This window comes from Streptomyces sp. NBC_00249, from assembly GCF_026342355.1.
Lineage (GTDB): Bacteria > Actinomycetota > Actinomycetes > Streptomycetales > Streptomycetaceae > Streptomyces.
This window is the reverse complement of the sequence record NZ_JAPEMV010000001.1, coordinates 402,380-415,411: the sequence shown is the minus strand read 5'-3', so window position 1 is coordinate 415,411 and position 13,032 is coordinate 402,380. Positions and strand designations below refer to the sequence as shown.

10 protein-coding genes are annotated in these 13,032 nt (G+C 73.4%); 8 read left to right on the top strand and 2 right to left on the bottom strand.

Features of this window, described 5'->3' with window-relative positions; translation table 11 throughout:
• Positions 1-10: 10 nt before the first annotated feature.
• Together OOK31_RS01945 and OOK31_RS01940 are read left to right on the top strand one after the other, a co-directional pair.
• Positions 11-1,567, top strand: a complete 1,557-nt coding sequence (locus OOK31_RS01945) for an IucA/IucC family siderophore biosynthesis protein (RefSeq protein ID WP_267010550.1) — start codon at positions 11-13, stop codon at positions 1,565-1,567.
• Between the two features lie 145 nt (positions 1,568-1,712).
• Positions 1,713-2,486: a GntR family transcriptional regulator gene (locus OOK31_RS01940; protein ID WP_267010549.1), complete on the top strand. Its 774-nt coding sequence runs from the start codon at positions 1,713-1,715 to the stop codon at positions 2,484-2,486.
• A 10-nt stretch (positions 2,487-2,496) separates the two neighbouring features.
• Here the strand turns inward: OOK31_RS01940 and OOK31_RS01935 are convergent, their stop codons facing one another.
• Complete coding sequence (locus OOK31_RS01935) at positions 2,497-3,180, bottom strand: hypothetical protein (RefSeq protein WP_267010548.1); 684 nt, start codon at positions 3,178-3,180, stop codon at positions 2,497-2,499.
• A gap of 605 nt (positions 3,181-3,785) precedes the next feature.
• Here OOK31_RS01935 and OOK31_RS01930 point away from each other — a divergent pair.
• From OOK31_RS01930 to asnB, 5 genes are all read left to right on the top strand, one after another.
• Complete coding sequence (locus tag OOK31_RS01930) at positions 3,786-4,568, top strand: phytanoyl-CoA dioxygenase family protein (protein ID WP_267010547.1); 783 nt, start codon at positions 3,786-3,788, stop codon at positions 4,566-4,568.
• Between the two features lie 275 nt (positions 4,569-4,843).
• Positions 4,844-6,736 (top strand): NAD(P)-dependent oxidoreductase, encoded by a 1,893-nt coding sequence (locus OOK31_RS01925; protein WP_267010546.1) that lies wholly within the window; start codon positions 4,844-4,846, stop codon positions 6,734-6,736.
• Positions 6,729-8,150: an MFS transporter gene (locus OOK31_RS01920; RefSeq protein WP_267010545.1), complete on the top strand. Its 1,422-nt coding sequence runs from the start codon at positions 6,729-6,731 to the stop codon at positions 8,148-8,150. The genes OOK31_RS01925 and OOK31_RS01920 overlap by 8 nt, the downstream gene beginning before the upstream one ends.
• A gap of 106 nt (positions 8,151-8,256) precedes the next feature.
• A complete protein-coding gene (locus OOK31_RS01915; protein WP_267010544.1) occupies positions 8,257-9,519 on the top strand; it encodes a nucleotide sugar dehydrogenase in 1,263 nt (420 codons plus the stop codon).
• Positions 9,520-9,573: 54 nt separating this feature from the next.
• A complete protein-coding gene (asnB, locus tag OOK31_RS01910) occupies positions 9,574-11,433 on the top strand; it encodes an asparagine synthase (glutamine-hydrolyzing) (RefSeq protein ID WP_267010543.1) in 1,860 nt (619 codons plus the stop codon).
• Positions 11,434-11,515: 82 nt separating this feature from the next.
• Here asnB and OOK31_RS01905 read toward each other — a convergent pair whose 3' ends face one another.
• On the bottom strand, positions 11,516-11,845 hold the full coding sequence (locus OOK31_RS01905) for a helix-turn-helix domain-containing protein (protein ID WP_267010542.1): 330 nt from the start codon (positions 11,843-11,845) through the stop codon (positions 11,516-11,518).
• A gap of 145 nt (positions 11,846-11,990) precedes the next feature.
• On the opposite strand from OOK31_RS01905, the gene OOK31_RS01900 reads away from it, so the two are divergent.
• Positions 11,991-12,980: a SigB/SigF/SigG family RNA polymerase sigma factor gene (locus tag OOK31_RS01900; RefSeq protein ID WP_267010541.1), complete on the top strand. Its 990-nt coding sequence runs from the start codon at positions 11,991-11,993 to the stop codon at positions 12,978-12,980.
• Positions 12,981-13,032 lie beyond the last annotated feature (52 nt).

Sequence of the window (13,032 nt, the reverse complement as noted above, 5' to 3'; positions counted from 1 at the left end):
GGCACTCCGGATGGACCGAATGGAACCAGTGCACCCCAACGCCGACGCCGATGCCCTCGCGGCCGCCCCGCTCCTGAACTGCCTGCTGAGGGAGGTGGCCGACGCCCAGGGCGCGGGCGTCCACCGGCTGCGCGGCAGCGGCCGGCTGCTGCGGGTCGGCGGCGGGCGCCGCCCGGCCGGGCCCGAGCTGCGCACGGCGGACGGCTGGCAGCCGCTCGGCCACTCGGACCTCGTCAAACTGGTCGCCGACGAACTGCACCGCTGCACGGGCGTCACCAACGACGAACTCCCCGCAGAGATCGACGACAGCCGCGACGCCCTCGCAGCGCTGCTCGCCGCGCGGGCCGGCGCCGCCGCGCCCGCCGACCCGTACGTCCGTTCCGAACAGGCCCTGGTCATGGGGCATCCGCACCACCCCGCGCCCAAGGCCCGGGGCGGCGCGCCCGCCGCGAGCTGGCTCCCGTACGCACCCGAGGCCCACGCCCGCTTCCCGCTGCACATGCTGGGGCTGCGCGAGGACCAGGTGGCCGAGGAGGGCGGCGCGCGGGCCGCTGCCGCCGTCGACGCGCTCGCCGGGATCCTCGACGGCCCCCGCCCGCCCGCCGGATACGCCCTCCTGCCCGCGCACCCCTGGCAGCTCGAACTGGTCGCCGGGCGGCCGGAGGTGCGCGAGGCCTTCGCCGACGGGCGCCTGCTGCGGCTCGGCCCGACCCGGCTGCCGGTCTGGCCGACCGCCTCCCTGCGGACCGTGTACGCGCCGGCCCCCTCGGCAGACCCGGACGCCGACCTGTTCGCCAAGTTCAGCCTCGACGTCCGGATCACCAACGACATCCGGCGCCTGTGGCGGCACGACCTGCTCGAGCTGCGCCGCACCGACGCCGCCGTCGAGGAGGCCTTCGCCGACCTGCGCCGGCGTACGGGATCGACGGCGGCGTGGCTGTGCGACCGGGGCTACCGCACGGCCGCCTTCGCCTTCGAGGAGCTCGCCGTCCTCGTCCGTGACGGCCTGCGCGTCCACGGCGTCGCCGGGTCCACCCCGCTGCTGGCCGCCGCGCTCGCCGAGGGGTTCGACGGCAGCCCGCTCGCCTCGGCGGCCGATCCGGGCGCGTGGTGGGAGGCGTACCTGCGCCACGTCGTGCCTCCGGTACTGGACCTGTTCGCCCGGCACGGGATCGTGCTGGAGGCCCACCTCCAGAACTGCCTGGTCGCGGTCGACGACCGGGGCATGCCGGTGCAGGCCCTCTTCCGCGACGCGGAGGGGGTGAAACTTCCGGACGACATGCCGAGGGAGTCCGCCTGGCAGCGGCTCGTGTACTGCCTGATGGTCAACCACCTCGCGGAGATCGCGGGGACCCTGGCGGAGCGCCGTCCGGAGCTGGCCGACCGGGTGTGGCCGGCGGTCCGGGAGGAGTTCCTGCGCTACGACCGGGCGCACGGGCTGCCGGAGATCGCGGAGCTGCTGGCGGGCCCGGACCTTCCGGCCAAGACGAACCTGCTGCTGCGGTGGACCCGGGCGGACGGCGCGGACGCGCGCTACCTGCCGCTGCCCAACCCCCTGCGGGGCTAGGCCCTAGCGGGCCGGGTGGGCGGCGGGAGTGGGATTTGGCCAAGGTGGTTCCGGCACCGGCAACCCGCGTACCGAAAGGTATAGACCAATGCTACGTTGGTCGGGCAGACCGCGCAGTCCTTGACCACCCGTCAGAGGAGAAGCCATGCCCTCCCCTTCGCGGGGCGGCGGCCCGGCCGCCACGCCCAAGTACCAGCGGATCGCCGCGGCCCTCCGGGACGAGCTCGACCACGCCACCCGCACCTGCGGCGGCAAGCTCCCCTCCGAGCGCACCCTCGCCGCCCGCTACGGGGTCAACCGCCAGACCGTACGCGCCGCCCTCCAGCAGCTGCGCGCCGACGGACTGATCGTCACCGGCCGCCGGGGCACCCGGGCCGCGGCCGCCGAGGGGGCCGCGGGGTCCGCCCCGCCGTCCGGGCCCGCCGTGCGGGCGGGCGCGTACGCCGTGCCGGGCGTGGCCACCCGCTCCCGGCTCGGCCTCGTCACCGTGCCGCCCTCGCTCGCCGCGCTCCTCGGCATGAGCGGCGGGGCGCTGACCCTGGTCCACCACCAGCGCGCGTACGGCCCGGCGGGCGAGACGCTCCAGCACGCCGTCACCTACTTCTGCCCGCGCGCCGTCGCCAGGACCCCGGAACTGGCGCCCTACCTCGACCGGGCGGCGGCGGCCCGTGACGAGGACCTGCGGCCGCTGCACCGCTGGCTGGAGCGGACCGCCGCGCGGGGCCGCACCGCCGAGACCATCACGATGACCCGCACCACCCGGCCCGGCGCCCCGTCACCGGCCTGCGGGCTGACCGTACGCCGCACCCTGCACGACCTCTCGGGCCGGCTGCTCGCCGTCACGGACCTGGCCTTCCCCACCTGGGACCGGCTCACCTTCCTCCGTGAACCGGCCACCATCGGATTCCGCGTCACCTGACACGCGCGGCTCACCGGAGCAGCGCGACCCCTTCGCCCGGTGCCGGCGCCGGTGCGGCGGGGGAGGGGGCCGGGGTGAACCAGTCGGTCATCGCCCGGTACTCGGGCGCCGGCCGCTCGTCGGGGGAGGCCCAGTCGCCCGGCCCGACGCGCTGCTCCCAGGCCCGGTGGCGGGAGTTCACGGCGTCGACGAACTCCCCGGCCAGCAGCGCCGCTTCGTACAGGTCCTGGTCGGTGCCCTGCGAACTGGCGCCGACGATCTGGCCGCGCACCTCGGCGGAATGGCCGTAGCGGAAGCCGCCGGTGCCGAGCAGGTGCGGATCGACGTGCACGGCCTCGCCGTTGTTGCGGCCGAGCCGGCGGTGCGCGCCCGCCTTGGCGGCGGCGTTCGGCAGGAAGGCGTGCCCCCCGTCCCCGAGGGCGATCACGCCGAGGACGGCCTCCTCGTTGGGTGTCCAGGGGCCCGCGGTGGCGTCCAGCAGGACGAAGCCCATCGCGGGCCGGGGGTAGGCGCCGCGCGGGGCGTCCCGCTCGTCGGCGGTGTGGTGGCGCCAGACGCTCCCGGCCCGGCGCAGCGCCACCTCCAGCAGCAGGGCGTCGAGTTCCGCCCCCGTGAGCATGTAGGCGTAGGGGTTGCGGCGGTGTGCGACCTGGACCTCCAGGCCTTCGGGCGAGATGGTTCCGACGCCGGGCATGGCGGCCTCCGTGGCGGGGTGAGGGGGGCTGGGCAGGCCCATGGTGGAGGGCCGGACGGCAAAGATCATCAGTGACCGGGATCACGTTTGACGGCCGCCCGGAGCGGTCCGCGCGGCCGTCGCCGGAAAGATCGCTGGTGGGCCGGGGTTGCGGGGCGAGCTGTCCTGTTTTCGCACGAACCCTTCAATAATTCCGGCCGAGTGAAACGCGACTGAAAATCGACCACCGGCTGTCCGCATCCGGCCAAACCCGCCGAGTTCCCGCCGGTGCGTCGAATGGGAAAACCCCAGGTGCCGGGGTGTGGGCGCCTCGGATTGGTTTTAACAAAACGGGCAGACCGGCCACCGTGAAGGCTGTCTCAATAAGCTTGACCGGTCCTGAAGTCGTCCCTTAGGTTGCCGATGCGACAAGGACGGCCGGGCCGCCCGGTAATCGCTCCCGACGGGTGTGGACTGCCCCCGCCGGTCCGACGGGGATTTTGTTCTCCCCTCATGATTTCTTTTTGGGCCCAGCGTCGGGCGTGCATCGACATCGTCGATCCGGGCCCCCGGCCTCGACATCAGCGTCCACCGGTAGTGGATGAGAAAAGAAAGGTTCCATCGCCATGACAGTGAAAGCCGGTCTCTTACGAACCCAGGCATTCCGGCAGGACGGGTTCGCCACGGCCGGAGCGCTCCTGTCCCCCGAAGAGGTCCAGACCTATCGCGAGATCTACGACCGGCTCCTGAGCGGCGAGATCGAGAGCGGGGACAAGCGGTCCGACCTCGGCTCCCACGTCCCGCGCAAGGACGGCGTCCGGGAGAACATCACCCAGATCATGTGGCCGTCGGCGCTCCACCCCCCGCTGCGCGATCTGCCGCTCCACACCCGCGCCCTCGCCCTGGCGCGGGAGCTGATCGGCGACGATGCCACGCTGGACTTCGACATGATGATCCACAAGGCACCCCACACGGGAGTCCCGACGCCCTGGCACCAGGACGCCGCCTACTGGGTCGACCTGCCCGACACCCGTGCCGTCTCCGTCTGGGTGGCCCTGGACGAGGCCACCCTGGACAACGGCTGCATGTGGTACGTCGCCGGTTCGCACCTCGAACCCCTGCGCCCGCACCGCCCCACGAGCGACGGCCGCAACATCGAGTGCGATTGCTCGGAGGACGAGCCCGGGGCCACCCCGGTGCCCCTGTCACCGGGCGAGGCCGTCGCCCACGCCGGCGGAATCCTGCACTCCTCGCGGGGAAACACCACGGACCACAACCGCCGTGCCTACATTCTCAATTACCGTCCCGCCGAAATGATCCGGCTGGAACGCGAACAGGGAATGGACCACGGCCTCGAGAACAACGAGCGGCAGGTGCGCAACAAGGCCGCCGAGGATTCCGGCACCTGATCCGTCGATTCCTTTCCGAATTACTGATCCCCTTCTCTCGGGGAAGTCGCCTCGCCGTGCCCGCCCGCCGGATCGGAGCCGGATGGTCCGGCACCGTGGAATTCTGCCGCGGCGGGCCGGTGACGGCTTCCGTTCACGCTCCCGCAATACCCCTTCACGTACCCGTAATTCCCGCGACTCCCGCAATACATCGTCCAGCCCTGCGAGGTAGTGCCATGAATTCCCCGATCCCCGCCGACACCCCCGTGGTACCTGTCCGGTTGAGCGGTGCGGTGATGACGCATCCCAGACGCCTCGACGCGGCCCGCGAGCTCGCCGGGACCGACCCCCGCGGCCGGATCCAGGTGGTGACCGACCCCGAGCCCGACGGCCCGCCGACGGCGCTGCGCTCCGGGGCCCTCGCCTGGCAGTGCGTGGACCCCGAGGCCACCCACCACCTGGTCCTCCAGGACGACGTGGTCCTCGCCGAGGGCTTCTACCCCTACGTCGAGCAGGTCGCGGCGGCCGTCCCCGACGAGGCCGTCGCCTTCTACGCCGGCTGGGACGGCCGGACCGGGGCCGCCGCGCGACTGGCGGCGCTCGCCGGGCAGGAGTGGACGTACGCCCTGGAGGAGCACACGCCCTGCCTCGGCCTGATGCTCCCGGCCCGAGCGGCCCGCGGTTACGCGGCCTTCGCGGCCGAGCACGGTCTCGGCTGGCCCTACGACGTGGTCGTACAGCGGTACCTGAACTCCCTCGGCGTCCCCATCAGGGTGGCCGTGCCCAGCACGGTCGACCACAGCGAGGTCCCCAGCATCGCCGGGAACACCACCCACGGCTGGCGCCAGGCCGCCGTCTTCACCAGCCGGGCACCCCGCCCCGCCACCTACGACTGCGCCCAGTTCGCGGTCGTCCCCTTCTACCAGTACGGCGACGCCCGCTGCGCCGTGCGGCAGGGCCCCGACGCGCCGTGGGAGTACGTCGAGACCGGGCGCTACCTGAGCCGGATCGGGCTCGCGGAGCACTCCCGCGCCGCGCACGAGGCGGCCCCGCCGGCCCCGCTGCCCGAGCGGGTGGCGCAGGCGGTGTGGGAGACGGCCTACATGATGGGCGTGGTCGTGGCCCGGGTCACGGCCGAGGCGCCGGAACCGGCCGTCACGCACGCCGTGATGGACTCCGTCGGACCCGGCGGGCTCTGCGAGGAGTACACCGCCGCCGAACTCGGCGAACTGATCCCGCCCGTGCGGGAGCTGGGCCTGGTGGCCTTCGAGGCGGGCCGCGCAGCCGAATCCGCCGTGGCCGCCGGGGCGGCCGGGGGAGCCGAGGCCGCGCCGGGGGGCGCGACCTCGGCCCACACCCCCGCCACGGCCACCGTCACCGTCACGGGCGGAGAGGAAGGCTTCGGCCCGCTGCTCACCGGCCTGCTGGAGGACCTCGGCCACCGCGCCGTCCACCGGCCGGAACCCGACGGCGACAGCGACGTCGTGGTCCACCTGGGCTCCGCCGCGGACGGCGCCGACCGGCTGGAACGCGTCCTGGCCGCCGCCGAGAAGGCGGGCACCGGACGCCTGCTCTACGTGGGCTCCGCGCAGATCTACCGCGGCGTCGGCCGGGCACCGCAGGACGGACCCGCGACCGAGGACGGCCCGGCCGGACCTCCCTCCGACCCGGCCGCCCTGCGGTGGTGGCTGGAGGAGGAGCGGGTCCGCCGCTGGGGCGAGGAGACCGGGACCGCCGTACAGGTGCTGCGGGCCGCCGAACCCCTGGGACCCGGCGTCCTCGTCGAGGGGACCACCGCCCACTGGATGCACCGCGCGTGGACCCGCGAACCGCTCCAGCTGGACCGCACCCGCCGCCACCAGGTCCTCGACCACCGGGACCTGGCCGCCGCCGTCGACGCCGTACTCGCCGCCGAGCCCCTGCGGCCCGTGTTCAACGTCGCCTCCCAGGTCTGGACGGAGGAGGAACTGGCCGAGCTCGTCGCGCTCATCGCCCGCCGCACCGCATGGGAGGACCTGGCCGAACCCGCCGAGGCGCAGGCCGTCATGGCGACCGGCCTCATCGAGAGCGAGCTGGACTGGCGGCCCTCCGCCCCGCTGCGCGAGGCACTGCGCGCCCTGGCCCAGTGGCTGGCCTGCGACACCCACCGGGCGATCACCGGCCTGCCGCAGCTGGGCCGTGATGTCTGACCCTTCCGGCCCGGCGGTGGAGGCGGCCCCGGACCGGCCCGACGCCGGGGCTGCGTCCGGGCCCGGACCCGGCCTGTTCTCACGGGAGTTCGGAGCCGCGACGGCCACCTTCGCCGCCGTCATGTTCCTCACCGGGTTCGCCGCGCTGGCCGTGGTACCCACCCTCCCGACGGCCGCCCGCGACCTCGACGGAGTGTCCCTCTTCCCCCTGGTGGCCGGCTGCTTCGTGTCCGCGAGCCTGCTCGGCGGGGTCCTCGGCGGCCACTGGGCCGACCGGGCCGGCGCCGGCCGGCCCCTCGCGGCCGGGATGGTGCTGACCGTCGTCACCCTGCTGGTCTCGGCCACCAGCACCACCATCTGGCAGCTCGCGGCCGGCCGGTTCCTCGACGGACTGGCCGCCGGAATGGTCGCGGTGTGCATCAACACCGCCATCGGCCAGACCTACCCCGACCGGCTGCGCCCGCGCGCCCTCGCCCTGATGAGCACCTCCTGGATCATCCCCTCGCTGACCGGCCCCCCGCTGGCCGGGCTCGTCACCGGATGGTGGTCCTGGCGGGCGGTGTTCTTCGGCCTCGCCGCCCTCACCCTGATCCCCTCCCTCGCGCTGGTCCTCGTCCTGCGCGGCCGCGGCGGACCCGGCGCGGCCGCCCCGGACGGGGAACAGCCGCCGCGCCCGGCGCTGCTGATCGCGACGACGGTGAGCCTGGCCGCCGCCCTCGGACAGTACGGGGTGTCGGGCTGGGACCCCCGGCACCTGCTGTTCGCGGCCGTCGGCCTCGGGCTGCTGGTCCTCTTCGCGCCCCGCCTGCTGCCCGTCGGCACCTGGCGGGCCGCCCGGGGACTCCCCACCACCGTGCTGCTGCGGGGCTTCGGCTCCGGGGTGTTCTTCACCGTCGAGGCCTTCGTCCCGCTCATGCTGATCACCGAGCGGCAGGTGTCCGCCGTGGTGATCGGCGTGGTCTTCACCGGCGCCGCCGTCGTGTGGGCGGGCGCCTCCTGGGTGCAGGGGCGGCTGCTGGAGTCCTGGCCCCGGCACCGGCTCGTCGTCGTCGGCGCCCTGGTCATGGCCGTGGCGGTCGCCCTGGCCGTCCTCGGCACCCTGCCGGGGTCCCCGGTGCTCACCGCCGCCGCGGGCATGCTCCTCGCCGCCGTCGGCATGGGCCTGCTGGACCCGTCCCTGACCGTACTGTCCCTCGCGCACAGCCCCGCCGGCCGCCAGGGCTACGCCAGCGCCGCCATGCAGACCAACCAGAACCTCGGCCAGATCGCCATCCTGGGCCTGGCGGCGGCCGTCCTCAACACCTGCCTGGGCCTCGGCGCCTCCGAACTGACCGGGTACGCGGCCGCCTTCGGCCTGCTCCTCGTCCCCACCCTGCTGGCCGCCCTGCTCGCGGGCCGGGCCCGCAGCACATGAACGCACCCACCCGCCCGGCCGGATCCCCGCCGGAACCGGCCGGCTCATCGACCGGTCGACCGATCGACCGATCGGCATCGACCCCCTGCACCAGAAAGGCACCATCGTGCGCAGTGACCTGGTCGTCATAGGCCTGGGATACGTCGGCCTGCCGCTCGCGCTGGAGGCCTGCCGCTCCGGCATGGCCGTCGCGGGCCTGGACCGCGACGCGAGGACGGTGGCCCGGCTCGGCGAAGGCCGGTCCCACATCGACGACATCGACGACGAGGCCGTCGCCTCCATGGGCGCCGCCGGATTCACCGCGACGACCGACGAGCGGGTGATCGCCGACGCCGCCGCCGTGGTGGTGTGCGTGCCGACCCCGCTGTCCGAGCACGGCGGCCCCGACCTGGCCATGGTCGAGGACGCCTGCGCGGTCATCAGCCGCCACCTGCGCCCCGGCACGCTCGTCGTACTGGAGTCCACCACCTACCCCGGCACCACCGACGAGGTCGTGCGCCCCATCCTGGAGCGCTCCGGCCTGAAGGCCGGCACCGACTTCCACCTGGCCTTCTCCCCGGAACGCGTCGACCCGGGCAACCGCGACTACGGCATCCGCAACACCCCCAAGGTCGTCGGCGGCTACACCCCCGCCTGCACCGCCGCCGCGGCCGCCTTCTACGGCAAGTTCGTCGACCAGGTCGTCCAGGCCGCCGGCACCCGCGAGGCCGAGATGGCCAAGCTCATCGAGAACACCTACCGCCACGTCAACATCGCCCTGGTCAACGAGATGGCCGTGTTCTCCCACGAGCTCGGCATCGACCTCTGGGACGCCATCTCCTGCGCCGCCACCAAGCCCTTCGGCTTCCAGGCCTTCCGCCCCGGCCCCGGCGTCGGCGGCCACTGCATCCCCATCGACCCCAACTACCTGGCCCACAAGGTCCGCACCCTCGGCTACCCGTTCCGCATGGTGGAACTCGCCCAGGAGATCAACACCCGGATGCCCCGCTACGTCGTCGAACGCGCCCAGCAGCTCCTGGACCGGGCCGGCAAGACCCTCGGCGGCGCCCGCGTCCTGCTCCTCGGCGTCACCTACAAGGCCGACATCGCCGACCAGCGCGAGACCTCCGCCCGCCACGTGGTGCGCCGCCTGCGCGCCCTCGGCGCCGAGGTCTCCTTCCACGACCCGTACGTCCCGGCCTGGGAGGTCGACGGGATCCCGGTCCCCGCCGCCACCGGCGCCCTGCCCGAAACCCTGGAACGGGCCGACGTGGCGATCCTCCTCCAGCAGCACCGCGCCTACGACCTCCACGAGATCGAGCGCCACGCCCCGCTGCTCCTCGACACCCGCGGCTCCGCCCGGCCCCAGGCCCACGTCGAACGCCTGTGACCGAAGACCGGACCGGCAGCCCTTCCTCCCCCTCTTCCTAGGAGCAGAACTTCCATGTGCGGTATCGCCGGCTGGGTCGACTTCTCACGCGACCTGGCCCAGGAACAGACGATCGCCGAGGCCATGACGGCCACGATGGCCCGCCGCGGCCCCGACGCCGGAGGCGTCTGGTACGGGCGGCACGCGGCCCTCGGACACCGCAGACTCTCCGTCATCGACCTCGAAGGCGGCTGCCAGCCCATGGCCGCCGACGAGGGCACCGACCCGCGCGCCGTCCTCACGTACAGCGGTGAGACCTACAACTTCCAGGAACTGCGCACCCGGCTGAGCTCCCTCGGCCACGCCTTCCGCACCCGCAGCGACACCGAGGTCGTCCTGCGCGCCTACCTGGAGTGGGGGCCCGGCTTCGTCAGCCGGCTGGAGGGCATCTACGCCTTCGCTGTCTGGGACACCCGCCGGGAGGAACTGCTCCTGGTCCGCGACCGGATGGGCGTGAAGCCGCTGTACTACGCGACCACCCCCGCCGGCGTCCTCTTCGGCTCCGAACCGAAGGCGATCCTCGCGCACCCCGAGTTCCGGGCCGTACTGGACGCCGACGGGCTGCGCGACATCCTCTCGATCGCCAAGGTCCCCGGCCGCGCCGTCTTCCGCGGCATCCGCGAGGTCCGGCCGGGCTGCACCGTACGCGTCGGCCGCTCCGGCGCCGTGGAAGAGCGGTACTGGGGCCTGGAGGTGCGCGAGCACACCGACACCCTGGACGAGACCGTCGACACCGTCCGCGAGATGCTCGAAGCCATCGTCGCCGAGCAGATGGTCTCCGACGTCCCGCTGTGCACCCTGCTCTCCGGAGGCCTGGACTCCAGCTCCCTCACCGCCCTCGCCGCGCAGGTCTCCCGTACGCAGGGCCTCGGCAGGATCCGCTCCTGCTCGGTCACCGACGCCGACCCCCGCCACGAGGTCGACGCGGCGGGCGTGCACGGCTCGGAGGGCAACGAGGACCACGTCTACGCACGGATCCTCGCGCGGCACGTCGGCTCCGACCACAGCGAACTGCCCCTCTTCGCCCCCGACCTGCTCGACCCGGCGCTGCGCTCCTCCGTCCTGGCCGCCTACGACCTTCCCATCGCCAAGGGCGACGAACACGCCTCCCTGCACCAGCTGTTCGGGATCGTGCGGCAGCACTCGACGGTGGCGCTCTCGGGGGAGTGCGGGGACGAGGTGTTCGGCGGGTACCGCTGGCAGCGCGACCGCGACACGGTCCTGTCCGACACCTTCCCCTGGGTCCACGAGGGCCGGCAGCACTACCAGGGCGACGAGGTGCTCTACCAGCCCGACCTGCTGGCCAAGCTCGACCTCGCCGCGTACGAGCGCGACATCCACAGCGCCGCCGTCGCGGAGATCTCCGCGGGAGAGCACATCGCCGACCCGGCGGAGGCCCGCTACCGGGAGGTCACCTACCTGGCGCTCACCCGCCACGCCCAGGTGCTCTTCGACCGCAAGGACCGGATGAGCATGGCCTGCGGGCTGGAGGTCAGGGTTCCGTTCGCCGACCACCGGCTCGTCGACTACACCTTCAACGTCCCCTGGGCGATGAAGGGCTTCGACGGCCGGGAGAAGAGCCTGCTGCGAGCGGCGATGAAGGACCTGCTGCCGGAGGCCGTGGCCCAGCGCGTCAAGACCCCCTACCCCTCCATCAGGGCCGCCGCCTACAACCGGGTGCTCCGCGAGCGCCTGGCCGAGGTCGTCCGCGCGGACGCGAGCCCGCTCGCCCCGCTGTTCTCGGACGCCCTCAAGCGCGCCGTGGCCAAGGACGGGGCCGCCGCGCTGGAGGCGGGCATGAGCCGCGCCTCGCTGGAGACCACGCTCCAGCTGGACGAGTGGCTGCGCACCTACGACGTGCGCATCGCGCTCTGACCTGACCCGACCTGACCTGTACGAAGGACCGTGCCCCGGAGCCCGAGGCTCCGGGGCACGGCGCTGCGTGGCCCCGGTCCGGCTACTCGGCGGCGGGCTCCGGGGAGTTCTCGGCGGCGGGGACCCCGGTCAGCAGCGCGAGGAGTCCGGCGACCTGCACCCCGGCCTCGGCGGGGTGCTTGAAGACGGCGCCCGCCGAGATCTCGTAGCGGTTGCGCCGTCCGTCGCGGACGCGCTGGAGGTACCCGTCCGACTCCAGGTCGGCCACGATCGTCTGCACCGTGCGCTCGGTGAGCGCGCACGTCACGGCGACGTCCCTGAGCCGCACGGCCGGGTCCCGGGCGATGGTCACCAGAACGCGTGCGTGATTAGTCAGGAATGTCCAGTTATGTCTACGTGCCGTACTCCCCATGCGCACATGATGCGTTACACGATTCAGGTGATGCAAGACGCGAAACACATTTCCTGCATTTCTTGACGTACGAGCGGAAGAGGTCCAGCATCTACGGCAGTCAAGGTCCCGCGCCGCAAGCCGACAAGCCCAAGGAGCGAACCCCATGCCGGTCCCCGCCCCCCTCTCCCATACCGCCGACCACGCCACCGACCCCACCCCCCACCCCCGCACCGCCCTGCTGCCGAACCCCCGCCGCAGCGCCGGGGCCGCCGCCCGCAGGGCCGGCCTCCCCCGGATCGACGAACCCCGGGAGATGGCCCCCGCCGACGCCCGGGAACTCTCGAAGGTCTTCTTCCGGCGCCTCAAGGAGCTGGAAGAGGGCACCCCCGAGTACCGCTACGTCCGCGGCACGCTCATCGAGATGAACGCCTCCCTGGTCCAGTACGCCGTACGCCGCTTCCGTTCCCGCGGCGACGGCGGAGACATCGAGGACATCGTCCAGGTCGGCACCATCGGCCTGATCAAGGCCATCGACCGGTTCGACCCGGCCCGCGAGAACGAGTTCTCCACCCTCGCGATGCCCTACATCACCGGCGAGATCAAGCGCCACTTCCGCGACACCACCTGGGCCGTCCGCGTCCCGCGCCGGCTCCAGGAGCTGCGCATCGACATCGCCAAGGCGAAGGAGGAGCTGACCGTCGCCCTCGACCGCTCGCCCACCGTCGCCGACCTCGCGGCCCACCTCGACCTCACCGACGAGCAGGTCGTCGAAGGGCTGGTCGCCGCCAACGGGCACACCAGCGGCTCCCTCGACGCCCCCCACGGCGAGGTCGGCGACGGAAGCGGCGAAGGTCACACCCTCGCCGACGTCATGGGCGAGGAGGAGCCCGCCATCGAGCTCGTCGAGGACGTCCAGACCCTCGCCCCCCTGCTCGGCAGGCTCACCGACCGCGAACGCCGCATGCTGCGGATGCGCTTCGGCGAGGAGCTGACCCAGGCCCAGATCGGCGCCGCCCTCGGCATCTCCCAGATGCAGGTCTCCCGGCTCCTCACCCGGGTCCTCGCCCACCTGCGCGCCTCCATGCTCGACGACGGCGACGACCGCGAGGGCGCCGGAGCCCACGAGCGCCGGGACGCGCCCCCCGCCGCGTGAGGTGGGTCACTTACCCGTTTGCCCGGACAGATGCCGGGCAGTCGCGCCGCTG

Bases quoted from the DNA above. Each gene is read 5' to 3' on its own strand.
- OOK31_RS01945 (WP_267010550.1), top strand. From the start codon at position 11: ATGGACCGAATGGAACCAGTGCACCCCAACGCCGACGCCGATGCCCTC.
- OOK31_RS01940 (WP_267010549.1), top strand. From the start codon at position 1,713: ATGCCCTCCCCTTCGCGGGGCGGCGGCCCGGCCGCCACGCCCAAGTAC.
- OOK31_RS01935 (WP_267010548.1), bottom strand. From the start codon at position 3,180: ATGCCCGGCGTCGGAACCATCTCGCCCGAAGGCCTGGAGGTCCAGGTC.
- OOK31_RS01930 (WP_267010547.1), top strand. From the start codon at position 3,786: ATGACAGTGAAAGCCGGTCTCTTACGAACCCAGGCATTCCGGCAGGAC.
- OOK31_RS01925 (WP_267010546.1), top strand. From the start codon at position 4,844: ATGACGCATCCCAGACGCCTCGACGCGGCCCGCGAGCTCGCCGGGACC.
- OOK31_RS01920 (WP_267010545.1), top strand. From the start codon at position 6,729: ATGTCTGACCCTTCCGGCCCGGCGGTGGAGGCGGCCCCGGACCGGCCC.
- asnB (WP_267010543.1), top strand. From the start codon at position 9,574: ATGTGCGGTATCGCCGGCTGGGTCGACTTCTCACGCGACCTGGCCCAG.
- OOK31_RS01905 (WP_267010542.1), bottom strand. From the start codon at position 11,845: ATGGGGAGTACGGCACGTAGACATAACTGGACATTCCTGACTAATCAC.
- OOK31_RS01900 (WP_267010541.1), top strand. From the start codon at position 11,991: ATGCCGGTCCCCGCCCCCCTCTCCCATACCGCCGACCACGCCACCGAC.